Here is a 24321-nt window from a genome sequence, read left to right on the forward strand (position 1 = left end):
CTGTCCGCCTCCTTTCATCAGTTTAGTTTCAGCAGCAGCTGCAGCGCTTTTTTCATATAGCCTTCCGTATCCAGATCCAAATCCTTCAGTTTCGGTTTCACTTTGGCGATTTCACGCTCGGAATACCCGAGCGCCCCAAGCGCCAGCATCGCTTCTTCGAGTTCCGTATCGTCATTCGAGAACAAGCCTTGCGGTTCCGCCGACTCCAATGGCTCCCCGAAAAAATCGGCAAGTTTGCCTTTCAAGTCCAAAATCATCTGGCGCGCCGTCTTTTTGCCGACCCCAGGGAATTTCACCAGAAACGACTCATCTTCCCGTTCAATCGCTTCAATGACATGCTGCGGCTGGCCGCTTGCTAAAATCGCCAAAGCCCCTTTCGGCCCGATGCCGGATACCGAAATAAGCTTGCGGAACAGTTCCCGCTGCTCGAGCGTCGGAAATCCGAACAACAGATGCGCGTCTTCGCGCACATGATGGTGCAAGAACACTTGCAGTTCTTCTGAACCGAACGAATACGGATTCGGCGCAAAAACCTGCCAGCCGATCCCTTGCTGTTCGACGACCAAGTATTCCGGTGTCACACGTGTGACAGTGCCTTTTATGTAATCGTACATTTTAGTCTCCCCTTCAATTCAACCTATTGATTATAGCATATTTGTTCGCATTAGACGAAATAAACCCGTTAGCAAAAGCCTCATGGTAAAATAAAAACAAACAGATGATTAAGCGAGGGTTTTCCATGAAAAAATTATACGGCGAAGACCGCCGCCAGGCCTTGTTACAGAAAATTAAAACATCGCATGACCCAGTGACCGGAGGTGAACTTGCCGCATTTGCCAACGTCTCGCGCCAAGTGATCGTCAGTGACATGACGCTGCTCAAAGCGAAAGGCGAACCGATCATTGCGACCAGCCAGGGCTACCTTTACTTGAGCGGCCGCTCCACCGAAGAAATCAGCCGGAGCATTGCATGCCTGCACACGAAAGAAGCTGCTGAACGCGAATTGCAGGTTTTGGTGGACGCCGGCGTTACGGTCAAAGATGTGACCGTCGAGCATCCTGTCTACGGAGAACTGACGGCCGGCATCCATGTGTCCAGCCGGCAGGATGTGGAGCGCTTTATGCAGCGCGTCCGCGACACTGGCGCCAGCTATCTGCTCGAACTGACCGGCGGCTACCACCTCCATACCATCACCGCTCCAGACGCCCAGGCACTTGACCGGGCACTCGATTCGATGCGGGAGCACGGATTTCTATTGGAAGAAACGGAATAGGCCTATATAAAAGCCCCTCAGGCATGAAGCGCGAGGGGCTTGTTTTTATTTGTACGTATAATACGAACCGAGCGATTTTACGCTGCAGCCGATTGCGGCGAGTTCTTCGAACGCGCCTTTCATCATTGCCGCGTTCTCGTCTTCCAGTACGTCGACGATGAAAAAGTAGTTGCCAAGACCGGTTTTCAGCGGGCGGGACTCGATTTTGCTCAAGTTCAGCTTGCGCCACGAGAAAACCGACAGCACTTGATGGAGCACACCTGAGCGGTCGTCTTCCGGCAAGGAAATCATCAGCGTCGTCTTGATCTGCTCATCATGCCCTCGCGCATCCAGTTTGTGGTTTTCCCTCGACAATACGAAAAATCGCGTATGGTTGAAGTGGAAATCATGGATGTCCCGGTGCAGAATATCGAGCCCGTATTTTTCCGCCGAGAATTCGTTGCCGATGGCCGCAATCGGGCGCTCCGGCAATTCACTGACCATTTTCGCCGCAGCCGATGTCGAGCTGAACTGCTCGAGCGGCGTGGTCTTATATGTATAGAACAAAAACTTGTGGCATTGCGCCAATGCATGCGGATGCGAATAAATCGCTTCAAAAGAATCCGCGTAGCGGTTTTCAGGATGCACCAATAAATGCTGCTCGATCGGAGACAGCACTTCTGCCGTCACGAACAGCTGCACTTCGTGGAACAAATAATCGATTGTCAGCGGCACTGAACCTTCCAACGCATTTTCCAGTGGGACGACCGCGTAATCTACACGGCCTTCCGCCACTGCTTCAATGCATTCAGGAATTGTAGTAAAAGGAAGCAAGGAGCCGTCCGGAAAAACTTTTAAAGCGGCCATATGCGTAAAAGACGCTTCTGGTCCCAAGAAAGAAATCTGGTGTTGCCTTGAATTTTCTGCCATACAATCCCGCCTTTTTATTAATAGGAACCGCTTGAAACAACGTCCGCCGATTCGACAAAATCGAGCTTTTTCAGTTGCTGCAAAAACGTCTCCAAGTCTATTTCCATCGCCGTCACGTCCAGAGAAAGCGTCACATTTGCGCGCCCTTGGATTGGGATCGTCTGATGGATCGTCAAAATATTGCAATGCGCTTCCGCAACTGACTGAAGGAGGGTCGCAAGTGTCCCAGCCCGGTCTTCCAATTGAAGAAAAACGGTCAATATCCGTTCTTTTACAATGGAATGGAATGGGAACACCGCATCCCGATATTTATAGAAAGCGCTGCGCGAAAGGCCGGCTTGGGTGACCGCATCCAAAATTGACATGCGGTCGCGCTGCAGCAGCTTTTTCACTTCAAGCGTCTTTTGCATCGCTTCCGTCAAAACGTCTTCGCGCACTAAATAATACCGTTGTTCCGAGATATCCTTCATTCACGCAACCTCCAGATCAAGTAAAACTTCATTGACCGGGCAGAACGCCTGATCAGTCCATAAATTCAAATTCGAATTCAAGCAAGCGTACCGTATCGCCGTTCTCGGCGCCACGCTCCCGCAATGCATCATCAATTCCCATGCCGCGCATTTGGCGGGCAAACCTCCGGATTGAATCTTCCCGCGAGAAGTCGGTCATCTTGAAGAGGCGTTCGATCGCATAGCCGCTCAAGACGAACGAACCATCCGAATCGCGCGTGATCGTATAGCCGTCGCTTTCCGCTTCGTGCTTGTAAAGAACCGCGTTTTCCGATTCTTCGTCCGCTTCGTCGATCAACGGGAACTCCGGTGTGACTTCCAGCAAATCCGCAATCGCGAACAACAAGTTGTTCAAGCCTTTGCGGGACAGTGCAGAAATCGGGAAAATACGGGCGTCTTCCGGCAATTTCTTGCGGAATTCTTCAAGATTCTCCTCTGCATCCGGCATATCCATTTTGTTCGCCACGATCAATTGCGGGCGCTCTGTCAAACGCATGTTATATTGCTGCAACTCTTCGTTGATGGTCAAATAATCTTCGTAAGGGTCGCGGCCTTCCATACCCGACATATCGATCACATGGACGATTACGCGCGTCCGTTCGATATGGCGCAAGAACTGGTGGCCAAGCCCGACGCCTTCATGCGCGCCTTCGATCAATCCCGGAAGGTCAGCCATGACAAAGCTGCGCTGGTCTTCTGTTTCGACCATGCCCAGGTTTGGAACAATCGTCGTAAAGTGGTATTCGGCAATTTTCGGTTTTGCAGCCGATACAACCGATAGGAGCGTCGATTTGCCGACGCTCGGGAATCCGACAAGGCCGGCATCCGCCAAGACTTTGAGTTCCAGGATGACATTGCGTTCAAATCCCGGTTCCCCTTTTTCGGACAATTCCGGAGCCGGATTGGCCGGTGTAGCAAAACGCGAATTTCCGCGTCCGCCGCGTCCGCCGCGCGCGATAACAGCTGTTTGGCCATGTTCAACCAAATCGGCAATTGTTTCGCCTGTATCCGCGTCTTTTACAACCGTGCCAGGCGGAACTTTGATCAGCGTGTCCTGCGCTTTTGCGCCGTGCTGGTTTTTGCTCATGCCGTGCGTTCCACGGTCTGCCTTGAATATCCGCTTATAGCGGAAATCCATCAGCGTCCGCAATCCTTCTTCCACGATAAAGACGATGTCTCCGCCTTTACCGCCGTCGCCGCCGGCTGGGCCGCCGTTCGGCACATATTTTTCTCGGCGGAATGCAACCATTCCATCTCCGCCGTCTCCACCTTTAACATAAACTTTTACGTGATCGACAAACATATTATCCCTCCATCTGTGCGCTGACAGTAAAAACCGTTCTGCCTTCCGCGCACTCTTTTCGTACCTGCAGCCCCTGAAACGGCGGAGCCTCGGCATCCGCCCAATTTCCTGCCGCATCCACAGCGATCGTGAACATGGACGCTGCCGCAGTGATTCCTATCCGGCAATCATATTCTTCCCATGGATCCATGCGCTTTTTTATCGCCTGTACAATCGCTTCCAATGTTTCCGTAAACTCCAGATCCAGCGAGTGGGGCGCTTTTTTCGCCTCGCACTCTATCCGGAACCGGAATTCGGGAAAACGCCATTTGGAAACAAGCAGCCATTCTTCCGTTTTTGGCAATTTGAGCGCCGCCAACCGGCTCGCATGCACAGCCGCTTCAGCATGCGAACGAATTATTTTCTGCGCCTGTTCGATCCGGCCCAAATCCAAATTCATCTTTATCAGTTGCAATTCGTTCAAAAAATCATGGCGCGCATGCCGAAGCGATTGTGCCATTGTCAGCGTATCTTCCATACGTCACGTCCTCTACCAGCTTCTCTTTTCAGTATACCAATTCCGCTCCGAAAATTCCTGATAGAAAAAATAAAAAGGGCTGCCAAAAGCAGCCCCTTCATCGTTTATTAAGCTTCTTGTGCTACTGGGTATACGCTAACTTTTTTCTTGTCGCGTCCGTAACGTTCGAAACGTACGATTCCGTCAACTTTAGCAAAAAGTGTATCGTCTCCACCGCGTCCAACGTTTTCACCTGGATAAATTTTAGTACCGCGTTGACGGTATAAAATCGAACCACCAGAAACGAGCTGGCCGTCTGCACGTTTTGCGCCAAGGCGTTTAGATTCTGAGTCACGTCCGTTTCTCGTTGAACCTACACCTTTTTTGGATGCAAAAAACTGAAGATCTAATCTTAACATTCTGTTCCACCTCCTAAGCTGTGAAGGTTATTTTTATATATTTCCCATAATCTTGCTCAATCGTTTTCAATGAAACAATCATCGCGCGCACAAGCAATTGAACTTGTTCGTCTGTTTTTTCATCCATGCCTTCCGGGAAAGCAACTTTCAGAAAGCCGCTGTCCGCCTGCTCGATTTCCGGCTCGACTTTCGTCAGCTCCATAATAGCGTTTACCGCTCCAAATGAGACAGCAGACGCTCCAGCACATACGAGGTCCTGGCCATGTTCGGCATAGTCGGCGTGGCCCGACATTTCAAAAGAGGAAATGCGGTTTGACGATTCGGTAACGGTGACTCGTATCATCTCTTACAGGTTGATTGCATCAACAGTCAATTTTGTGTATGGCTGACGATGACCTTGTTTTTTGCGGTAGTTCTTTTTCGCTTTGTATTTGAAAACAGTAATCTTTTTCGCGCGGCCGTTTTTAGCAACAGTTGCCGTTACAGTAGCTCCTTCAACAAAAGGAACACCTACGCGTGATTCGTCTCCACCTACCAATAGAACTTTGTCAAAAGTTACTACGTCGCCTGCTTCAACATTCAATTTCTCGATGAAGATTTCTTGGCCCGCTTCAACTTTGATTTGTTTACCACCAGTTTCAATAATTGCGTACATATCCTTGCACCTCCTCTTAGACTAAGACTCGCCTATCCAGGTGACTCGCAATTCATGCGAATGCTTATGACCCGGTTCGAGCGGTTGTAGCACAGGTGCGCTACAAACATAACATTAAAATAATACCACGCTGAGAAGACGGCGTCAACTGTTGCTTTCAGCATTGCTTCGGACTCTTCAGGAAATCTCCGGAAAACACTGTGAATCACTTTTCAGGATCCCTTTTTGTAGAAAGTGAATTGCGGGTGCCCCTCTATCCGGATAATCAGTTTCGAGCCTTCGGAGTGGACTGCCGCGCTTTTCCCGTTCAAATGCTGAAGATGGCTGCCGTCCAAAAAGCAGACAACACCCTTTATCTCCTTGCCGGGAAACTCGTCACCGACAAGAATGCGGAAATTGGTTGCTTCTTTATCCCAATAGCCGCTTGCCGACAGTTCGTCGACAGTTATCCTGTAATCGAAAGTGCGCCCGGTCCCGGTGCTATACCCGGTATCTTCGGACACAATGACTTTGTAGAAATAATTCCCCTCTCCTTCTTCTTGGTATTCGCCCGCAACCCCGGCCAATACATACCTTTCCCTTAGCGGAATATCGGAGTCTGCCGCTTCAAAGGTTTCAGGCTTGTATCTTATGTGATAAATCTGCGTCCCTCTGCAAAATTCGAAATTGCAGGCCGGATCATCAACTTTATAGCTGATCTCCAATTCAATCGGATCTTCTACCGAATGGCTGCCGCCGGTTTGATTGAGGCCGGTTTGGAAGCCTGTGCTGAAGGCACTGCCCATATACTGCAGATCAATACCCAGATCTTTTTCCAACTCATCTATTTTCCCTTTGGCATACGTGTCTATATCGCCATCAAACACATACTTTTCCACATTATTCTCCATAAAACGGTTTCCGATCGTGCCATGGATTGCCAGCAGTGAATGAAAGACGGCAAAACCGATCATGTTATAGGCAAGCAGCTTCAAAAAGAAAAGTTTTTTCTTCCTGATCTTCAGCTTTTTGGAAAGCAGTACCATGGCATAAAAGTCGAACATGAATATGAAAATCGGAAAACCGAAAAAAGCGCCGAAGAACATGATCTCCGAAAACAGATTTGTCGGATCGTACCAATTATCATATGTGCAGACAATATAGATGCCGATCAAAAGGAAATTCCCGAAAAAAGCGACCCCGATTTCTTTATGCCAATCTTTCACGCACACACCGACCTTCCAACCGACCTAAACATTTCCCGCTTTCTATCCGGCCGCCATTATTTTTTTCTAAATGAAAAATTAAAAAAGCCTCCGCATTTCCACGGAGGCTCATCTGGCTGACTTATTTTGTGAAAATCGCTTTGATTTTCGAGAAGACGCCTTGGTTTTGCTTGTCCATTGTCATGAGCGGCACCGATTCGCCGAGCAATCGGCGGGCAATGTTGCGGTAGCCTAGCGCCGCGCGATTTGTCGGATCCATGACAATCGGTTCCCCCCGGTTCGAACTTGAGATGACACTTTCGTCATCAGCAATGATCCCGAGAAGGTCGATTGACAAATGGGTCGTAATCTCATTGACGTCAAGCGCTTCGCCCGCTTTCATCAAATGGGGGCGGATGCGGTTGATGATCAGTTTCGGCGGGTCGATGTTTTCTTCCAGTTCAAGAAGCCCGATGATGCGGTCGGCGTCGCGGACGGCTGAAATTTCCGGAGTCGTAACGACGATTGCCCGGTCTGCTCCCGCAATAGCGTTTTTATAGCCTTGTTCAATGCCGGCAGGGCAATCGATGATGACGAAATCATACTGCTCTTTCAAGCCCATCACCAATTCCCTCATCTGATCCGGATTGACGGCGTTTTTGTCAGTCGTCTGCGCAGCCGGCAATAAATACAGCATATCCTCGAAACGCTTGTCTTTGACAAGCGCCTGATGGACCTTGCAGCGGCCTTCTATGACATCTACCAGATCGTAGATGATCCGGTTTTCGAGGCCTAGAATCACGTCCAAATTCCGCAGCCCAATATCCGTATCGATCAAGCACACTTTTTTCCCTTGAAGAGCCAATGCAGTACCGAGATTAGCGGTCGTCGTCGTTTTACCGACGCCTCCCTTTCCTGATGTTACAACTATTGCTTCTCCCACATTAGCTTCCTCCTTTAAACGTTGAAATTTCCGGCCGAATATACCGTAATTCCTGCAAACGGTCAATGATGATATGGCCGTTATTATGCAAATAAGCGCATTCCATTTCCGGCTGTTCCGACAACACTGTCAGTTCGTCGGTCATTATCTCCAGGGCGTCGTGGATCATAAGATGGGTGGCTTCCAGCCAGGAAGCCGCAATTACCGCTTCGCGATTGCCGTTGGCTCCGGCATGGGCCTGGCCTTTCAAACGGCCGAGCACATAGATATTGCCGCCTGCAACAACTTTGCCGTTCGGGTTGACATCGCCAACGACGACAAGGTCGCCTTCGGCTTTTACAATCTGGCCCGAGCGGACAATTCCGACATACGTTTCGGATTGGCGTTCCTGAATGCGGCGGTTGCTTTCTTCAACGGTGATCACGTCACTCCGCATTTTCGAAACCCGCAAATGGGTATTAGTTTGGATGGTGGCGACGATTTCTTTTTGCTGTGCTTCCGTGCAAAAGCGGAATCCGAGATTCACTTGCACTTCAGCACTGCCATCCAGCGCAGGGTCCGACACCTTTGCCGCAAGCTCTGCCAAGAGATCGGTGTAAGCACACTGGTCATCAAGCTGCAGCACGAGCCCTTGTTTCGTCCCTTTAATATAAACAAGATTCTTCAAAAATGGTACACCTGCGCTTTCATTAAGATAACCTTGGGTTTTTTTCCCGCTCGATCAAGCGGGCATCGATAACTAATTTAAATACCCAGCCGAGCAGAAACAGGAACAGCGAATTCGCGATCATGGTCGGCAAAAGCCGGGTACTTAAAAACACATCCATCGGCATGGAGACGAGTGAGATAAATTTGAAAAACTGATATAAGATAAATTCGAATAATGCCGTCAGCACTAGGGTCAAAACCGTAGTCACCACCAAATGGCGCTGTATCGATTTCACGATATACCCCGCAGCCAAGCAGATGGCAGGATATAAAAAAGAATATAAGCCAATAATATCAATGAAAAACACATCATACAAGAGCCCGAAAAATAATCCGTAATAAATGGCGTGCTTTAAATCATAATAAACGGCAATAAATATCAAAAACATGATAAGGAAGCGGGGCACGATATAATAAAAGCCCCCATCAAGCTGGAGCGGTGAAAACAGGCCGAAAATCGGTTCCATGAAAAACAAGGCGAGACCGATCAACGGAATCCAGAATCGGATCATGAGCCCTCCTCCTCTGTTCCCGTCGCATCTTCAATCACGCCATTGTCTTCCCCATCAACTTCAGGAGCCACCCGGTCTGCGATGATCACATGGTTCAACAGTGAAAAATCAGCAGCCGGCTTGATATAGGCAAGCTTTGTCAATCCGAATTCATCGATTGTCACTTCCGTGATTTCCCCGATCAAGATGCCTTTCGGAAAAATTCCGCCAAGCCCGCTCGAGACGACCTGCTGGCCTTTTTTCAAGTCGATTTCCGCGTCCACCCGCTTTAAGAGCAGCTCGCGGCGTTCCGCGTCATAGCCTTCAATCAGTCCGAAAACATCTTTTTTGCCGCCAAGGACCATGGCTGAAACCCGGTAATTGGGATTTTGTGTTGAAATCAATTCCACTGTCGAAGTGAACGGCGTCGTCAAGATGACTTTGCCGATCAATCCGGAAGCCGTCATGACCGCCATGTTTTCTTTGACCCCGGTCGACGAGCCTTTGTTCAAGATGACTTTTTCTTCCCACTGATCCGGATTCCGGGCGATGACTGTCGCGTGGATCGGATTGTAGGTGCGGAGATCTTCTTCTTTGCCGACGATTTCCTTGAGCTCGGCATTTTCCGAACGCAAGTCCTTCACTTCGGCCTGGACGCTTGCAAACTCTTCCAAACGCGCTTTCAAATGCTGATTTTCCTGATAGGTGTTCAGAAGGGAATCGACATTATCAAAAATTCCGGTAACAAAATGGGCTGGACCTGAAAAGATCGATTGCCCGACTCCCACTGCATCTTTTATGACTTGCTCCGGAGGCGACACATTGCCGCGGTCCCGGAGTGAATACGAAATCAATGCAACGAGAAGGATGACGCCTAACAGCAGCAAAATAAGCCGCTTGTTTGAAAAAAGCTGTGGCATTACGGCAATCCTCCCTATTTAGTAGATTGCAGGCGACGAATTTGATCAATGTTGTCTAGTGCTTTGCCCGTACCGATTGCAACACAGTCTAAAGGTTCATCCGCAATGATGACCGGCATCATCGTTTCAGCCGAGATTACTTTGTCCAAGTTTTTCAATAAAGCGCCGCCGCCTGTAAGGACGATTCCGCGTTCCATGACATCAGCCGATAATTCCGGCGGAGTCGTTTCAAGCGTCTTCTTAACACCGTCCACAATGGCAGCGACCGCTTCTTTCAATGCTTCAGCAATTTCTTCAGATGAAATTTCAATCGTTTTCGGCAAGCCCGTCAATAAATCACGGCCACGGATGTCCATTTTCAAGTTTTTCTCGGCATCCGTTACGACGCTTGCCGAACCGATTTCAATTTTGATCGCTTCAGCTGTGCGTTCGCCGATCGTCAAATTATACACTTTACGGATGTATTGCGTAATCGCGACATCCATTGCATCGCCTGCCACTCTGATGGATTCGCTTGTCACGATTCCTCCCAGTGAAATAACGGCAACTTCCGTTGTTCCGCCACCAATATCGACGACCATGCTGCCCATAGGTTCCCATACCGGCAAATTCGCGCCGATCGCCGCAGCGAACGGCTCTTCGATCGTGAATGCTTCACGGGCACCCGCTTGGCGGGAAGCGTCGATGATGGCGCGCTGCTCAACGGACGTAATTCCGTATGGTACACATACCATAACGCTCGGCTTTTTCCAAGTGCCGCCCGACGCTTTCATCGCTTCTTTCAAATAATATTGAATCATTGCAGTGGTAGTATCGTAATCGGCGATAACGCCGTCTTTCATGGGTCGGATGGCAACGATCGATCCCGGTGTCCGGCCGATCATGTTGCGGGCGTCGTTTCCGACTGCCACGATCTCGCCGGTGTTCGTATTTTTAGCGACAACAGACGGTTCCCGGAGGACAATCCCTTTATTTTTGACAAAAACAAGTGTATTCGCAGTTCCTAAGTCAATTCCAACATCTTTTGATCCAATTCCAAACACGTAAATACTTCCCTTCTTTATATGCCTATTAAGCCATAGAGTTTACACAATACTTCTCATTATAGACGATAAGAAGAGAAATAGACAGTACTACATATATCCCTTTTCTTTCAAAGATGTGAACTGATGGTCACCTATGATGATATGGTCCAAAAGTTCAATCCCTATGATGCTGCCAGCTTCCATTAGACGCTTCGTGACGTCGATGTCTTCCGGGGATGGGGCTGGGTTCCCAGAAGGGTGGTTGTGCGCGCAGACGATCGAAGCGGAGGCGCGGCGGACAGCTTCCCGGAAAATTTCACGCGGATGGACGATGGAAGCGTTCAAGCTTCCGACGAAAATCGTCTGCCGGTGCACCACTTGGTTTTTAATGTTCAAAAACAGCACGACAAAATGTTCTTGCTTCAAGGAAGTCATATCCGCCATCAAGTAGGAGGCGGCATCTTTTGGGGAGCGGATCGTGTATTTCATGTCTGTCTGTTTCGAGGAAAGACGGCGGCCAAGCTCCACTGCAGCAAGAAGCTGCACCGCTTTCGCCTGGCCGATGCCTTTGATGGAAGTCATTTCTTCGATTGTTGCGTCTTTCAACTGCTGGATGTGCTCAAAAGTCGTCAGCACCCGGTTCGCCAAAAAAAGAACCGATTCCTCTTTCGTGCCGGTCCGCAGCAAAATGGCGATCAGTTCCTGGTTCGACAAACTGCTCGCGCCCTGATTGAGCAGCCGTTCGCGCGGCCGGTCGGCGGCATGGACATCCCGGATCATCAGCGACTGTTCCGTCAGCATCCGATCCGGCTCTTTTCAAGAGAGATATAGCCGGCCTGCGAGAGCTTCTGCGCGAGGCTAGCCAGCGGCAGCCCGACGACCGTGTTGTAATCGCCGTCAATCTTTTTCACGAACAAGGCGGATGCCGTCTGGATGCCGTAAGCGCCTGCTTTGTCGTACGGGTCCTCCGTATCGGTGTAAGCGTCGATCCACTCATCCGCCAAATCGTAAAACGTCACTTGCGTCAGTTCATGGAACGACAATTCGCTGCCGCCATGTAGAACGGTTATCGCGGTAATAACGTCATGGGTGCCGCCGGATAATTTGCGCAGGAAACCCTTTGCTTCTTCCTTGCTTTTCGGCTTCAACAAAACTTCTCCGTTCAGCGTAACGATCGTATCGGAGCCGATGACTACGGCATCTTTGTGCTTCTTGGACACCTCGCGTGCTTTTTGGGCGGCGCATTCAAGAACATAGCCCATGGCCGTCTGGAAGGCTTTCGGATCCGGCTCATCCTTGGTGCTTGGGACGACGGTGAAATCGATTCCGAGCGAGCCGAGCAGCTCCTGCCGGCGCGGAGACTGCGATGCAAGGACAATCGGTTGGTTGGCGATAAACTTCATAACTCATTCCTCCTTTTCTAGCATCATACCCATTAATCGGCGGGCTGAAAATTGTGCGGAAAAACGGAAAAATAATTTTTGGCGCTTATCGGCTTGTGAAAAATGATATTTGAGCAACAGGATTTACGAGAACCGATCTGTTGCCAGGTTCAAAAAAATATTTTAAGAGATTTGTTTGTGAAGTTGATGAATCGCTCCGGGCGGACGCTTTCCGCGGGAGGACCGCGAGCCTCCTCAGGCTGAAACACCGTGCTCCTGCATCGCTGCGCTAGCTTCGTCGCAAACGGTTTGTGCAAAAGCGCTTTTGCACAAACCGCTCCCTCCAGGGTCACGCTTGGCCCTCTTTCTCCGCTGGAGTCGCCGCCCTCCACTCTTCCTCTAAAAAGCGCCAACATTTTCCCTTTCTCATCTTTGATATGAAATAAAAAAAGATGAAGCCGAAGCTTCATCCCATAAAATCCATATACCAATCTAATATATTAAAACCGTAAAAATAAACAATCAGCGCACCGACTGCAATGGATGGCCCGAATGGAATCGGTGTCTTGCGCCCTTGCTTTGTGACGCGCAGCTGGATGATTCCGACGACCGCCCCAATCAGCGAGGCGAAAAACAGTGTCATAAAAGTCCCCATCGTGCCGACGACAAGGCCGATGGCGAAAAACAGTTTGACGTCGCCGCCTCCCATCCCGCCTTTTGATAGGACTGCGATCAACAGCAGCAGTGAAAAGCCGACGACGGCACCGAGCAGGCTGTCCCACCAGGAATCGAGCGGAATGACGAAGCGCAAGACGAGCAGGATCGCCACAAACGGCAGGAGCACCCGGTCCGGTATGAGCATATAGGCGATATCCGAGACGGTGATGATGACAAGCAGCGAGACAAAAAGAAGCGCAATGGCCAGTTCCGGCGTAAAGCCGAAATGCAGGAACGACAAAGTGAACAACGCGCCGGTGATAAACTCCATCAGCGGGTAGATCCAATGGATTTTTGAACCGCACGTCCGGCATTTCCCCCTTAAGAACAAGAACGACAGGACCGGCACCAGATCAAGCGCCGTGAGCTGACGGCTGCAGTTTGTGCAATGGGACGGCGGATAAGCGACCGATTCTTTTTTCGGCACGCGCAAACCGACCACATTGAAAAACGAGCCGAACACGAGCCCGAAGATGAAAAAGAAAACAGCGTACGTAATTGTCATAGCGACCCTCTTTTGCAGAATAGGATTTTTATAGAAAAAAGAGAAATCGGAGTGATTTCTCTCTTTAAGGACGTTTTGGGATAGTCAAAGTCTGGCCGGCCATGATGCTTTCATCAGCCAAGTTGTTGGCTTGCCGGATCCATTCCACGCCTTCTTCCGTATTGTAATGCTTGATGGCAATGGAAAAGAGCGAGTCGCCTTTTGCCACTTTATAGGTTGAAGCGGTTTGGACACCGGCGACATTCGGGTTTGCCGTTAGTGTTGCAGCTGCAGAAACGTCGTCTTCGATATTCACCTCGACATCTACATTCACTTCAGGTTCTTCGACTGTCATTGCTTCATCTGTATCAGCGTATTCCGTGCCATTATTTTGCGGCAGCGGATTGTTCTTGAGCGCTGGTGCCGGAGCATCAACTTTTGGCAAAGTATCAGCCAAAGCGATCAAATCCGGACGGAAGTAAGCGGAGAAACTTAACGAAACTTCCAGTTTTTCTTTTTCTTGGTCTGCAATGGTAACTTCTTCATTAGCAGAGAAATCGATCGAGTCGACAATCATGATGCGGTCCATTGCTTCGATTTCTTTGATGAATGTCGTGATGCCTTTGTAATCCGTTGCTTCAATTGCGACAGTTGTCTGGACCGCCTGCAGGTTTTCAAGCCCTTCGACCGGAACCGGGAGTACAACCGGCGCTTCTGCAATCGCAATATCTTTCACAAGCGAATCGGAGATCAGCTCCGCTTGTTCAATTTGCAGGACGATCAATTCCGACAGGGGTTCAACCGAAACTTTCTGCTGCAGTTCACTTGTTGGAATCTTCTCACCTTCCGGCACTTCTTTCAACTGCGTCTCGAGCGCCATCAAGACTTCACGTTCCGAACTGAGTGTTTGCTCCGCTTGCAGCCTATCTTCTTTTGCCGGAACATATTGCATAAAATAAGAATAAGCGGAAAGGACAAGCAAGAAAACACCTGCTAGTACGATCAAGGCGATTTCTTTTTGCCGTTTTGTCATGCTGCTCATTGCCCATCCCCCTCCGTTTCTGTTGGAGCGGTTTCGGTTTCTTCGTTTACTTGCACATTCACTTCAGTATCAGGCTGATCAGTTGCAGGCGCTGCTGGTGTTTCCTCTGCCGGCACTGTCTCTCCAGCGGCTGGTTCTGCCGGCGTTGCTTGAGCCGGGGCTTCTGTGGCAGCAGGAGCTCCTTCCACCGCTTCGCCTTCAACCGTTTCCGCCGGAATGCGTTCGTCTACGAACACCAGGGTATAGGTCGCAAGATAGCGCGGGTTTTCCGCCAGAGCATCTTCATCCACCGCTCCATCTTCAGCGGATTCGGCTGCCACTTCTTGCTGGGTGACCGAATCGAGTTTAGCGGAAGCTAAAAGTTCGGATGCCTTCAACTGCGTCAAATAATAGGCGGCTTCACGCGCTGTGTCGAATTGCACCGTCAAAGCGGCTTGGTCCATGCCGGTATACGAGAAACTGTCGAAGAACCCGCGTTCCGGCAATTTTGACACCAGTTCGCCAAGCAGCGGAAGCGTATCAAATTGATAGCTTTCCGCCCAGTCGACCGTCGCTTTCAGCTGCTGTTCTTCATTCATGCCTTGAGTAGCTTCAAGCTGCTGGCGGATGGCCCCTTGCTCTGCCGCTATTTCAGCGGATTGGGCTGCAAGCGCAGCCCCCTCTTTCTCATTGGCATTTGCCAAAAACGCGAAAACCGCCCAAATGATGACGGCCAGCACTAAAATGGAAATCGCCGCAACGATAAAAGCGGGACGATCCCGCTCTTTCTGCGGCAATAAGTTAATATCTACTAGCATATTCGATTACACCTCTTTCAGCGCAAGGCCAATGGCGCGGTTGAAACGGCCCGAAACTGCTTCCAGTCCATCGGAAAGAATTTCTTCAAGGACGACAGGATGGACCGGCAAGGAAAAACGTTCCTGCAGCCGGGCTTGGAACACATCCCATTCTATATATTCCCCGTTGCAGACGATTTTGGTGATTCCCAGATCGCCGCCATTCATATTATAGCGGTAGAAATTGGCAAGTTTTTCAGCTTCTTCTCCTATAATTTCCATTACGGCTGCGGGATCTTCCGAAATCAGGACAGAAGATTCCAAATCGACCGGCCGCATGAAGAGCGGAAAATGCTCATGGAAAATCGTGACTGTCATTTTTTTCGACTGCAAGTCGATGAGCATGATGTGCTCGTCTTCTGTAAACTCATGCTGCAGGTGTGCCAGACGGTATAATGCGAGCGGCGTGATGTCAGCGACGACCGCTCTTAGCTTCACGCGGTTCAACGTATTTTCATAATCGTTGACAACCGATTCTTTGGAAGCGATGATGATGACTTCCGGCTCTTCCGTGTCGGCATGGTACGGGACCACATCAAAGACGGGATCTTCGAAGGGCAAATAAAGCGTCGAGCCGATTTCAATGAAAAAGTGGCCTTTCAACTCATCGGCTGCGACATCTTCGGGGTATGGTACTTTGCGGATGATAACGAATTCGTCAGGGGCGAGGAATCGGACTGACTTCTTAGAGAGACCCCACTGATTGACAGCCTTATCGAGCACCGATCCAAGCGCTTCTGCATCGACGATTTTCCCGTCTTCAATAGCTCCTGCGGGCAAAGCAAGCTCTTCCGCAACGCTCAATTGAAGAGGTGAATGGGATTTCAGGTCGACATAGCGGATCGCGTCTTCTTCTATGGTTATGGTCGCGACTCGCGCTTTTCTCGATAAAAACGATAAGGCCATTTTTTCAGCTCCTAAATATTATTACGTTTTATTTATTAATTACCGTCTCCAGCCGCTGGTGCTACTTCTGCAAGAGCATCTCTACCATTTTCTGACAAGATAGCTGCAGTTTCATCTTCTCCTTGGAATGTGAGGTTACCCGCTGTACCAGTAAAGTCGATGGTATTTGGTGACGCTTTAGTAACTGTAAAAGAAGTAATTTCACCAATGGATTCAAGATAATCAGTTAAATTAGCATTTTCATGTGTAAAGGTACTTTCGCTTCCATTTTCTGCGAAGTAAACATTAGCTGCAGCTAAAACATTTTGCGCATCAGATACTAACGCATCTTCTCTAGAATTTTGAATAATATTCCCTATCGCCGGAATTGCAATTGCCGCGATGATCGCGATGATAACAATAACTGCCAAAAGCTCAATTAACGTCATCCCTCTTTGATTTTTTAACTTTTTCTGAATGAATTTTTTCATTCTCCCTGCCCCCATATTCTTGTAAATTTAGTACTACGGTGAGTACAGCTTTATTATAACAATAGTCATGAATTAAACAAGATATTTTTACATCATATATTAGAAATATTTTCTATATAAAACTACAATTGCACTTACAATTTATCTACATTTTGGAACATTTCAAACATCGGCATCATAATAGCAAGGACTATAGTCCCTACAATGGTAGCTAAAGTCACAATCATCAATGGTTCGATTAACGCCTTCAACCGGTCGGTTTCCGCTTCCACTTCTTTTTCGTAAAACTCTGCTACTTTCGCAAGCATATGGTCGAGCGAACCGGTCTGTTCACCGATGGAAATCATATGCGGTATGAGCGGCGGAAACGCCCAATGTTTTTTCATCGGTTCCGTCAGGGATCCGCCTTTCTGCAGTGAATCGCGCGCGGCCATAATGACTCTTGACATCACTTCATTGCCAACCACTTTCTCAGTCATCGTCAATGCTTGGAGAATAGGAACGGAGCTGGAAAATAGTGAACTCAATGTCCGTGTCAGCCGGGCAAGGGCCGACTTTTTTAAGATATTGCCGAATATCGGAATACGAAGGAGTATGGTATCCAGAATATAACGGCCTTTCTGGGAGCGTTTCATCACAAAAACCGTCCCTAAGATTAGGAGAACACCCAAAATCATAAGATACCAGTAACCTTTCACGAAGCCACTTGCTGCAACGACCAGTTGCGTCACAATAGGAAGTTCGCCGCCAAAGCTTTCGAACATCTCCACGAACATCGGCACAATTGACGACAGGAGGAAAACGACTACGCCAATCGCCAAAATGCCGACAACGACCGGGTAGGACATCGCCGATTTGACTTTCTGCCTTGTCTGGTAGGCTTTGTCATAATGCGTAGCGAGCCTGTCCAGTGATTCGTCGATATTACCGGAAAGCTCTCCCGCACGGATCAAGTTGATCGTCAGCGGTTCGAAAATTTTCGGGTATTTCGCCAGCGAATCGGATAACGAATTGCCTTTCCGGAGCGACTCGTCCACTTCTGTCAGCGTCTTTCTCAAAGGTTTCGATTCGACTTGCTGCGACAAAATCTTCACCGCGTCGACAATGGTTACGCCTGCCCGCATCAGCGTTGAAAACTGGCGCAGGAACATGATGAATTGGTCGCGTTTGACTGGAGCACCAAATGAGATATCCTTTTGCATAGCTGTAACGGGCATCTCCCGGATATTAATGACGCGTATCCCTTCATCACGAAGCTTCTCGATCGCTTCGCGACGGTTAGCTGCAACTGTAATACCCGACCTGATTTTTTTCCGGTCGCGCCCTTCGTATTTGAAACGGGCCAAATCAGTCCTCTCCTTTTAGGAAAGGTTGCGCAACTTCACGCGTGATTTTCCCTTTTTTCAATAATTCCTGTACCGTTGTTTCCATCATGTGCATACCCGCTGCCCGGTTGGTCAAGATGACGTTCGGAATCTGATGGACTTTTTCGGAACGGATCAAGTTGGAGATGGCCGGGTTGCTGATCATGATTTCGGTCGCGGCGACGCGGCCTTTGCCGTCCGCTGTCGGAAGCAGGCGCTGTGAAATGACCGCCTTTAAAATGCCGCCGAGCTGCGTCCGGATCTGGGCGTGCTGCTCGTGCGGGAATACATCGATAATCCGCTCGACAGTAGAAGCGGCACTTGAAGTATGGAGTGTCCCCATGACCAAGTGGCCGGTTTCAGCTGCGGTGATTGCTGTGGTGATGGTTTCCAAGTCACGCATCTCCCCGACCAGGATAACATCGGGATCTTGGCGTAGTGCTGCACGCAAGCCATTCGCGAACGAATTCGTATCAAAACCGACTTCACGCTGGTCGATGACCGACATACCGTGTTTATGCATATATTCGATCGGGTCTTCCAGTGTAATGATATGTTTGGTCATGTTTTCATTCATATAACGGATCATCGCGGCGAGCGTTGTCGATTTACCGGAACCGGTCGGCCCCGTTACCAGGATCAATCCTTGGTGGGTGGCCGCCAATTTCTTCAATGTATCCGGCATATTCAAGTCTTCGATAGTCGGGATGCGCGTCGGAATAGTCCGGAACGCGTGTGAGATTGAACCGCGTTGGTGGAACGAGTTGACGCGGTAGCGCGCCACGCCTGGAATCGAGTAGGAATAATCCATCTCGCCTTTTTCCAGGAACGTTTCCCATAGGGATTCCGGCATAAGGACGCGGGCAATTTCTTTCGTATCTTCCGGCATCAGCTTTGTGTCGCCATACTGCTTTAACGTGCCGTTCATCCGGAAAACCGGCGGAATGCCGGTCGTCATATGGATGTCTGATACATTCAGTTCTCTGGCTGCTGTTAATACACTATCTATATAAGTTGTTGGCATCGTCAATCACTCATGGCAACGCGAAGAACTTCTTCGGTCGTTGTCATGCCCTCCTTCACTTTTAATAACCCATCGTCGAGCAGGAAAATCGTTTTGTTTTTTATGGCGATTTCTCGGATTTCCGCTGCTGTACCTCCCCGGTTGATGACGCTTTTGATCGCTTCATCAACTACCAGCACTTCATGAATGGCCATCCGTCCCCGGTAGCCGCTCATATTGCACTGTGGGCAGCCTTTGCCGCGCGATACAATATCAATCGACAATCCGCGTTTTTCAAAGATTTCTTGTTCTCGGATTGTGGCTGCATGGATTTCCTTGCAATCCCGGCAAACTTTCCGGATCAAACGCTGTGCGATAACCGCATTCAGCGACGCTGTCACCAAAAATGGTTCAACGCCCATGTCGATCAACCGGTTGATCGAAGCGATGGAATCATTCGTATGGATGGTGCTCAGCACCAAATGCCCGGTTAACGATGCTCGGATGGAAATTTCCGCAGTTTCTTTATCGCGGATTTCCCCAACCATGACAATATCCGGGTCTTGTCGCAGAATCGACCGCAATCCTGCTGCAAAAGTCAGTCCGACATTGGTGTTTACTTGAATTTGGTTGATGCCTTCAAGCTGGTACTCCACAGGGTCTTCTACTGTAATGATGTTGACTTCTTCACTGTTCAATTTATTCAATGCCGCATAAAGCGTGGAAGATTTCCCCGACCCTGTGGGTCCGGAAATCAGGACAATGCCGTTTGGCTTATCGATTTCTTTCAGAAAGCGTTCCATATTTGATGGATTAAAACCGAGTTTTGCAATATCCGTCAAGTTGTTGCTCAAGTCCAAAATCCGCATAACGATTTTTTCACCGAAAACAGTCGGCAGTGAACTCACCCGCAGATCGATGGCCCGGAAGTCGACGCTTGTCTTGATCCGGCCATCTTGTGGCACCCGGTTTTCTGTAATATCCAGATTCGCCAAAATCTTAATGCGCGCCGTGATCATTTGCTGCATCGTCTTTGGCAAAATTCGTTCCGTGCGCAGTGTTCCATCTATGCGATACCGGACAAGGACTTTGTTTTCATGTGGATCGAAATGCACATCACTTGCTTTTAGCGTAACCGCATTCGATAAAATCTGGTTGACCAGCCGGACAATCGGCGCATCCAGGTCGTTCAAATCCTCCTGCAGGTCGGATGTTTGCGGCATTTCCTCAAGCATATCGTCGTACGATTCTTCTTCGTAATACTTCGCAATGGTTTTCAATATATCTTCTTTGGATGCAATCGCCGGTTCAATCTGGAATCCGGTCGTCAGCCGCAAATCGTCTATCGTGATGAAATCTGTCGGGTCAACCATGGCGATAAATAGGCGATCGCCATCCGCTTTCATTGGCACAAGCAATTTACGCTTGGCGAAGTCTTTTGGTACAACGTTAAACAAGTTTGCGTCAAAGGGATAGCGGAAAAGCGAAACGTGCGGAATGCCAAGCTGGACTTCCAGCGTTTCGATCAATTGCATCTCTGTTATCAGTCCGCGCTGCACCAGCGCATCCCCAAGTTTCTGGTCTGTCTGTTTGCCTTCAAGTGTCCCCCGGAGATCTTGTTCTGTAATCAAACCCAATTCTATTAAAATGTCCCCTAGTCTTTTACGCGTTCTTGCCAAATGTTTTTCCTCCTTAAAATCGGTTAAGGACTGATCAAATTTCCGGCTTTGTCATAGACTGGCTCTTCGGCTTCTTCTTCAATTGCTGTGCCTCCAGCGGGAGCATCTGTTGCAGATTCAGCAGGCTGTTCATCGGCGTTTCCGTCGTGGATGCCGTCGCCATCTTCGTCGATAAAGCCAGCCTCGCCCTGGACAGGAACTGCCGGAGCTGATGCTACCGCATCATGGACGCCGTCGCCATTTGCATCGACAAATTCTCCCGGCTGCGGAACAGTGGCAGTTGTTGGGCTTTCTGCAGATTCAGCTATAGCCAGCGGGTAAACTTCCACCCGGTGGACCGGTGGATAGAAATCGGTGGAAATTGGCTCTATTTCAAGCTCCTGCCCGTCAGCCAGAACGGAGCGCAGCACTTCGACGCGCACGCCTTCCGCCCCTTCTTCTTCAATTTCCTTGCCGGTGGATACAAATGCGCTATATTGCTTTATCAACCGGGGTTTCACTTTTTCTTCGCTCCCAGTTTGGACTGCGTAGGTATAGACAAGCGGATAGCCGCTCAACGAAACAACGAGCGACTCGCCTTCAATGGCAACAGTCAACTTGAACGAACTGGCATTGGGGTTTGTAAAAACAAAATCGATTCCGAGTGCACGGTTGACCGCCGCTTCCTGGCCAACCGGCACCAACTCGGGAGCAGCGTTTCCTATGCTGCGTTCATCGACGGAGAAGTTTGTTTTCAAAACAGTGGTATAAATAGCCGAAGCGATTTCCGTCAATTCCGCATCCGTCACTTCATTCAAGTTCAACCCGTTGATAAATTCCAAAAACGAGAATTGGGCGCCTGCCGGAATTTCAACCGCTTGGAGCGCAGAAACCACTTCTGCGCTTCCAATGCTTTTCAACTGGTTTGGAAAAGACACATCCGCCACAACTTGCTTTTCCAATTGAAGCGTATCGTCGCTAATGGTAACATGGGTCTGTATCTGTCCAGCGGCCAATCCTTGTTCAAGCTTAGCTATTATCGTCGCGATGTCGGCCTCCGTAAAGGCCGCAACCGGAAACTGTTCGGCTAAAAATGCAACCGTCGTCTCGGGCGGCAAGTGGTAGACAAAATTATTTTGGATACCGCTTTGCGCTTGGCTGATTGTTTCGTCCAAAAGAATTTCCGCATTATCGATCGGATAGTTTGCTGTTGCATCTTGATAAGTCACTTGCAGTTCAGCAGTCTCCCGCCACGCTTCAACTTGTCCAGCAAACAGCGATTTTGCGTCCGCCAATGCCATATTGGAAACGTCCGTCGTTCCGATGTACGTATTTTCCCCAAACTCCTGAGCCGGAAAAAATAATGTATTGACCGCATATGCACCGGCGTTTGCAGCTCCAAAAAAAAGTAGCGCGAACGTTAAAATGACGATGAAGGTTTTTCCGAATTTTTTTTTGTCCACGTTAACGCTCCTTTCCTACAATCTGAATGAACTGCATTTCGGCCGGTTTAGCAGGAACTGTCTCAAACTCTATCTCATGTTCTGGTTTTTTGGGGGCTTCTCTTACCGGTATGGTTTCCCGCACCTTTACCGCAGCCGGCTCTTGGATGATTTCACGTTCCTTAGCGGCTTCCGGTTCTTTGGTGGCATTGCGAACTTGGATCGTCTCGGGCGCTTTTATGGATAGAGCTTCTTCAGCTTCGACCTCAGCTTTCATTTCCCTTTCAGTTGCAGCTGCAGGAATAGAGGTTTGCCGCTTCGCTTTCCGCTCTTCGGCCAGCCGCAGATTTTCGCTTTCCTCTTTTTCCACTATCTTCATGAATACCAGCGAAGCCGCCAAGGACACCGCGACAATCGCCAAAACAGGCAAATACCAAGGAAGTCCCGATTGCATCAGCACACCAATAAAAGATGCGGCAATTGCGCCACCTGCTGCAGCCATTTTTTTCACCATTGAAATCGTTTTAAATTGAAAGACCGCAAGCAATAAAACAGCGCCTGTGATCATAAGTAAAATTAACAATCGAATCAATTCTTAACCCCCTGTATCACTTTGTAAATCTTAGGTATTCAATACTCAACATCAAATTCGAAGCTTGGTTTCAGCACACTCGGCACGGCCACTTCAGTTGATTCTGTAATGGTCTTACTAATGGTCACCCCGCAAGCAGCCAGGAAAGTCGTATAGGATTCTGTTGGCGGCGACATTTTATGGACATAGAGTTTCGTCCGTTCAGCATCCTCTGTGCTATTGATTCCGTTTGCAGACAGCAGCACGAACTTCTTGTTCGGATCTTTTGTAAAGTAAATGAGAGAACCGCTGTTGGTGAACTTCACTTCTTTAGCCAATCGTGTTAAATCCGACGGCAAAATCCGGTCGATATCAATGCATAGCCTTGAGTGGTTGTCCACTTCGAAATTTTGCCCCCACTTCAATTCAGACACTGCTTCCGGCTGGCCTTCCGGCACTTCCTTGCCCAACACTAAAAAGTTGGTATAGTACATGTTCTGGATATTGTTATCAACGTTCAATTCTTTCACAATGATTGTTTGCTTTGTGCCGTTTTTTCCGAGGTTGATCAAATTACTTCCAACTGTCAGCTTGCCATTCACCATCAAGTTGGCATTGACCAGGTTGTTCATATTATTGAATGCATCTGTATCACTAGGTGCAACCACTAAACTAATGCCTTTGAAATCCAGTGAATTGCAGGTGGTTGTACAGACATTTTTCGAAAAGCTGTCGGTATACACTTTGAAATCTGCAGGATTCAAATTTGAGCTTATGATAGAAGCGACAAATGCATCCAGTTTTTGGTTCTCCGCAAGCTTGCACTTGTATAAGGGGGTTAGCGCGGTGCCGGCTTTTACTTCAGCCAGCATATCCATGCACATTTTAGCCGGCGGAGCTGTATCGAAAACATCAGCATATTTGACATCTTCCTTCGTAGAAGGTTTTTTCGTCTCCACAATAAAAGGTTCCTCTTCATCCAAAAACGATTCAGGAACTTCTACTTTAAAGGACACATTCAAATTTTTGGTAGCCGCCTTTGAGGTTCCCGCTATTCCCAAATCTACTCTTACCGTTCTTGTTTTTTTATCTGAAACGCTCGCATCATCCACATTCTGTCCCGCTTCATTCAGCTTAGTCCCAGCAGCCGACTTGATGGCATAGGATACATGGCCATCGGAATAAGGAACTATCTGATTTCCTGCCAGCGTGTTCAAGTTGCTTATTTTGGTGTGTATTTTTTGGATATATAACGCCCGCATATCGCTGTCTATCTTGTCTTCGATCGCTTGGATTTTCAAATCGCTGTCACAGCGAGGCTCTTTCGGGGGCTTGATGCATGCAATCAAATCGTTGATGGCTAATTGTGTTGTTTCTGAAATGTCCGTTTTGATGATTTCAAGCTCCCGCTGGAAATCGGAAGTAAAATAATTCACTCCCATTTCAGCAGATGCGACTGATTGGTTTGTTGTATCCACTGTTTGTTCTTGGGTCGCATTATTCAACGAACCCGCCATGAATGTGGCGGAAAGGCCAAGAAACAACACAATCATCAACAATACAATCAGAAGCGCGTATCCATTTTGATTGTTGGATTGCTTCATCATATTC

29 protein-coding genes and 1 other annotated feature are annotated in these 24321 nt (G+C 48.8%); of the genes, 1 reads left to right on the forward strand and 28 read right to left on the reverse strand.

All coding sequences use genetic code 11. The features are described 5' to 3' along the window. Positions 1-17 precede the first annotated feature (17 nt). Positions 18-614, reverse strand: coding sequence for a Holliday junction branch migration protein RuvA (gene ruvA, locus FQV30_RS10785; RefSeq protein WP_146500156.1), 597 nt, complete (start codon positions 612-614; stop codon positions 18-20). A gap of 125 nt (positions 615-739) precedes the next feature. Here ruvA and FQV30_RS10790 point away from each other — a divergent pair, with 125 nt between their 5' ends. Continuing rightward, positions 740-1273 (forward strand): transcription repressor NadR, encoded by a 534-nt coding sequence (locus FQV30_RS10790; RefSeq protein ID WP_146500157.1) that lies wholly within the window; start codon positions 740-742, stop codon positions 1271-1273. A gap of 45 nt (positions 1274-1318) precedes the next feature. On the opposite strand, the gene pheA is transcribed toward FQV30_RS10790, so the two are convergent. The 27 genes from pheA to FQV30_RS10920 form a co-directional block, all read right to left on the reverse strand. Continuing rightward, a complete protein-coding gene (pheA, locus tag FQV30_RS10795) occupies positions 1319-2182 on the reverse strand; it encodes a prephenate dehydratase (RefSeq protein WP_146500158.1) in 864 nt (287 codons plus the stop codon). 17 nt (positions 2183-2199) lie between these two features. Continuing rightward, positions 2200-2652: an ACT domain-containing protein gene (locus FQV30_RS10800; RefSeq protein WP_146500159.1), complete on the reverse strand. Its 453-nt coding sequence runs from the start codon at positions 2650-2652 to the stop codon at positions 2200-2202. A 52-nt stretch (positions 2653-2704) separates the two neighbouring features. Further along, positions 2705-3994 carry a GTPase ObgE gene (obgE, locus tag FQV30_RS10805; RefSeq protein WP_146500160.1) on the reverse strand — a complete coding sequence of 430 codons (1290 nt, stop codon included), beginning with the start codon at positions 3992-3994 and terminating at the stop codon, positions 2705-2707. A gap of 1 nt (position 3995) precedes the next feature. After that, complete coding sequence (locus FQV30_RS10810) at positions 3996-4511, reverse strand: Spo0B domain-containing protein (RefSeq protein ID WP_146500161.1); 516 nt, start codon at positions 4509-4511, stop codon at positions 3996-3998. 107 nt (positions 4512-4618) lie between these two features. Continuing rightward, on the reverse strand, positions 4619-4909 hold the full coding sequence (gene rpmA / locus FQV30_RS10815) for a 50S ribosomal protein L27 (protein WP_036806229.1): 291 nt from the start codon (positions 4907-4909) through the stop codon (positions 4619-4621). A gap of 13 nt (positions 4910-4922) precedes the next feature. Next, a complete protein-coding gene (locus FQV30_RS10820; RefSeq protein WP_146500162.1) occupies positions 4923-5252 on the reverse strand; it encodes a ribosomal-processing cysteine protease Prp in 330 nt (109 codons plus the stop codon). 3 nt (positions 5253-5255) lie between these two features. Then, positions 5256-5564, reverse strand: coding sequence for a 50S ribosomal protein L21 (rplU, locus tag FQV30_RS10825; protein ID WP_146500163.1), 309 nt, complete (start codon positions 5562-5564; stop codon positions 5256-5258). A 14-nt stretch (positions 5565-5578) separates the two neighbouring features. Continuing rightward, positions 5579-5660: a sequence feature (ribosomal protein L21 leader region), on the reverse strand. Then, a complete protein-coding gene (locus FQV30_RS18215; protein WP_255473411.1) occupies positions 5597-5728 on the reverse strand; it encodes a hypothetical protein in 132 nt (43 codons plus the stop codon). Its footprint overlaps the feature before it by 64 nt. A gap of 48 nt (positions 5729-5776) precedes the next feature. Further along, positions 5777-6769 carry a hypothetical protein gene (locus FQV30_RS10830; RefSeq protein ID WP_186725621.1) on the reverse strand — a complete coding sequence of 331 codons (993 nt, stop codon included), beginning with the start codon at positions 6767-6769 and terminating at the stop codon, positions 5777-5779. Positions 6770-6890: 121 nt separating this feature from the next. Next, positions 6891-7691, reverse strand: coding sequence for a septum site-determining protein MinD (gene minD / locus FQV30_RS10835; RefSeq protein WP_146500165.1), 801 nt, complete (start codon positions 7689-7691; stop codon positions 6891-6893). Between the two features lies 1 nt (position 7692). Then, complete coding sequence (gene minC / locus FQV30_RS10840; protein WP_146500166.1) at positions 7693-8358, reverse strand: septum site-determining protein MinC; 666 nt, start codon at positions 8356-8358, stop codon at positions 7693-7695. Between the two features lie 22 nt (positions 8359-8380). Further along, complete coding sequence (mreD, locus tag FQV30_RS10845; RefSeq protein WP_146500167.1) at positions 8381-8911, reverse strand: rod shape-determining protein MreD; 531 nt, start codon at positions 8909-8911, stop codon at positions 8381-8383. After that, the gene (gene mreC / locus FQV30_RS10850) at positions 8908-9810 is read right to left on the reverse strand and encodes a rod shape-determining protein MreC (protein ID WP_146500168.1); all 903 of its coding nucleotides are present in this window, start codon (positions 9808-9810) and stop codon (positions 8908-8910) included. The genes mreD and mreC overlap by 4 nt, the downstream gene beginning before the upstream one ends. A gap of 14 nt (positions 9811-9824) precedes the next feature. After that, on the reverse strand, positions 9825-10853 hold the full coding sequence (locus FQV30_RS10855; RefSeq protein WP_146500169.1) for a rod shape-determining protein: 1029 nt from the start codon (positions 10851-10853) through the stop codon (positions 9825-9827). A gap of 90 nt (positions 10854-10943) precedes the next feature. Then, on the reverse strand, positions 10944-11636 hold the full coding sequence (gene radC, locus FQV30_RS10860) for a RadC family protein (RefSeq protein WP_146500170.1): 693 nt from the start codon (positions 11634-11636) through the stop codon (positions 10944-10946). Further along, on the reverse strand, positions 11630-12238 hold the full coding sequence (locus tag FQV30_RS10865) for a Maf family protein (RefSeq protein WP_146500171.1): 609 nt from the start codon (positions 12236-12238) through the stop codon (positions 11630-11632). The genes radC and FQV30_RS10865 overlap by 7 nt, the downstream gene beginning before the upstream one ends. A 445-nt stretch (positions 12239-12683) precedes the next feature. Beyond that, on the reverse strand, positions 12684-13439 hold the full coding sequence (locus FQV30_RS10870; RefSeq protein WP_146500172.1) for a prepilin peptidase: 756 nt from the start codon (positions 13437-13439) through the stop codon (positions 12684-12686). Positions 13440-13503: 64 nt separating this feature from the next. Next, positions 13504-14460, reverse strand: coding sequence for a LysM peptidoglycan-binding domain-containing protein (locus tag FQV30_RS10875; RefSeq protein WP_146500173.1), 957 nt, complete (start codon positions 14458-14460; stop codon positions 13504-13506). Then, positions 14457-15257: a PilN domain-containing protein gene (locus tag FQV30_RS10880; RefSeq protein ID WP_146500174.1), complete on the reverse strand. Its 801-nt coding sequence runs from the start codon at positions 15255-15257 to the stop codon at positions 14457-14459. The genes FQV30_RS10875 and FQV30_RS10880 overlap by 4 nt, the downstream gene beginning before the upstream one ends. A gap of 6 nt (positions 15258-15263) precedes the next feature. After that, complete coding sequence (gene pilM, locus FQV30_RS10885; RefSeq protein ID WP_146500175.1) at positions 15264-16202, reverse strand: type IV pilus biogenesis protein PilM; 939 nt, start codon at positions 16200-16202, stop codon at positions 15264-15266. A gap of 35 nt (positions 16203-16237) precedes the next feature. Next, a complete protein-coding gene (locus FQV30_RS10890) occupies positions 16238-16672 on the reverse strand; it encodes a prepilin-type N-terminal cleavage/methylation domain-containing protein (RefSeq protein ID WP_146500176.1) in 435 nt (144 codons plus the stop codon). 134 nt (positions 16673-16806) lie between these two features. Further along, positions 16807-18018, reverse strand: coding sequence for a type II secretion system F family protein (locus tag FQV30_RS10895; RefSeq protein WP_146500177.1), 1212 nt, complete (start codon positions 18016-18018; stop codon positions 16807-16809). 1 nt (position 18019) lies between these two features. Further along, complete coding sequence (locus tag FQV30_RS10900) at positions 18020-19060, reverse strand: type IV pilus twitching motility protein PilT (protein ID WP_146500178.1); 1041 nt, start codon at positions 19058-19060, stop codon at positions 18020-18022. A 2-nt stretch (positions 19061-19062) separates the two neighbouring features. Further along, positions 19063-20718, reverse strand: coding sequence for a GspE/PulE family protein (locus tag FQV30_RS10905; protein WP_146500179.1), 1656 nt, complete (start codon positions 20716-20718; stop codon positions 19063-19065). 23 nt (positions 20719-20741) lie between these two features. Further along, positions 20742-22160 (reverse strand): VanW family protein, encoded by a 1419-nt coding sequence (locus FQV30_RS10910; RefSeq protein WP_146500180.1) that lies wholly within the window; start codon positions 22158-22160, stop codon positions 20742-20744. Position 22161: 1 nt separating this feature from the next. Beyond that, positions 22162-22731 carry a hypothetical protein gene (locus FQV30_RS10915; RefSeq protein ID WP_146500181.1) on the reverse strand — a complete coding sequence of 190 codons (570 nt, stop codon included), beginning with the start codon at positions 22729-22731 and terminating at the stop codon, positions 22162-22164. Positions 22732-22769: 38 nt separating this feature from the next. Next, positions 22770-24314 (reverse strand): hypothetical protein, encoded by a 1545-nt coding sequence (locus FQV30_RS10920; protein ID WP_146500182.1) that lies wholly within the window; start codon positions 24312-24314, stop codon positions 22770-22772. Positions 24315-24321: the final 7 nt, after the last annotated feature.

The sequence above is a fragment of the Planomicrobium sp. CPCC 101110 genome, assembly GCF_007859395.1.
Taxonomy (GTDB): domain Bacteria; phylum Bacillota; class Bacilli; order Bacillales_A; family Planococcaceae; genus Planococcus.

Excerpts from the sequence above, each read along its gene's own strand:
- rplU (WP_146500163.1), bottom strand. The coding sequence starts at position 5,564 with ATGTACGCAATTATTGAAACTGGTGGTAAACAAATCAAAGTTGAAGCG.
- FQV30_RS10880 (WP_146500174.1), bottom strand. The coding sequence starts at position 15,257 with ATGCTAGTAGATATTAACTTATTGCCGCAGAAAGAGCGGGATCGTCCC.
- ruvA (WP_146500156.1), bottom strand. The coding sequence starts at position 614 with ATGTACGATTACATAAAAGGCACTGTCACACGTGTGACACCGGAATAC.
- rpmA (WP_036806229.1), bottom strand. The coding sequence starts at position 4,909 with ATGTTAAGATTAGATCTTCAGTTTTTTGCATCCAAAAAAGGTGTAGGT.
- FQV30_RS18215 (WP_255473411.1), bottom strand. The coding sequence starts at position 5,728 with ATGCTGAAAGCAACAGTTGACGCCGTCTTCTCAGCGTGGTATTATTTT.
- FQV30_RS10870 (WP_146500172.1), bottom strand. The coding sequence starts at position 13,439 with ATGACAATTACGTACGCTGTTTTCTTTTTCATCTTCGGGCTCGTGTTC.
- FQV30_RS10790 (WP_146500157.1), top strand. The coding sequence starts at position 740 with ATGAAAAAATTATACGGCGAAGACCGCCGCCAGGCCTTGTTACAGAAA.
- pilM (WP_146500175.1), bottom strand. The coding sequence starts at position 16,202 with ATGGCCTTATCGTTTTTATCGAGAAAAGCGCGAGTCGCGACCATAACC.
- FQV30_RS10800 (WP_146500159.1), bottom strand. The coding sequence starts at position 2,652 with ATGAAGGATATCTCGGAACAACGGTATTATTTAGTGCGCGAAGACGTT.
- radC (WP_146500170.1), bottom strand. The coding sequence starts at position 11,636 with ATGCTGACGGAACAGTCGCTGATGATCCGGGATGTCCATGCCGCCGAC.
- FQV30_RS10890 (WP_146500176.1), bottom strand. The coding sequence starts at position 16,672 with ATGAAAAAATTCATTCAGAAAAAGTTAAAAAATCAAAGAGGGATGACG.
- FQV30_RS10820 (WP_146500162.1), bottom strand. The coding sequence starts at position 5,252 with ATGATACGAGTCACCGTTACCGAATCGTCAAACCGCATTTCCTCTTTT.
- FQV30_RS10900 (WP_146500178.1), bottom strand. The coding sequence starts at position 19,060 with ATGCCAACAACTTATATAGATAGTGTATTAACAGCAGCCAGAGAACTG.
- FQV30_RS10810 (WP_146500161.1), bottom strand. The coding sequence starts at position 4,511 with ATGGAAGATACGCTGACAATGGCACAATCGCTTCGGCATGCGCGCCAT.
- FQV30_RS10875 (WP_146500173.1), bottom strand. The coding sequence starts at position 14,460 with ATGAGCAGCATGACAAAACGGCAAAAAGAAATCGCCTTGATCGTACTA.
- pheA (WP_146500158.1), bottom strand. The coding sequence starts at position 2,182 with ATGGCAGAAAATTCAAGGCAACACCAGATTTCTTTCTTGGGACCAGAA.
- mreD (WP_146500167.1), bottom strand. The coding sequence starts at position 8,911 with ATGATCCGATTCTGGATTCCGTTGATCGGTCTCGCCTTGTTTTTCATG.
- mreC (WP_146500168.1), bottom strand. The coding sequence starts at position 9,810 with ATGCCACAGCTTTTTTCAAACAAGCGGCTTATTTTGCTGCTGTTAGGC.
- FQV30_RS10920 (WP_146500182.1), bottom strand. The coding sequence starts at position 24,314 with ATGAAGCAATCCAACAATCAAAATGGATACGCGCTTCTGATTGTATTG.
- FQV30_RS10865 (WP_146500171.1), bottom strand. The coding sequence starts at position 12,238 with ATGAAGTTTATCGCCAACCAACCGATTGTCCTTGCATCGCAGTCTCCG.
- obgE (WP_146500160.1), bottom strand. The coding sequence starts at position 3,994 with ATGTTTGTCGATCACGTAAAAGTTTATGTTAAAGGTGGAGACGGCGGA.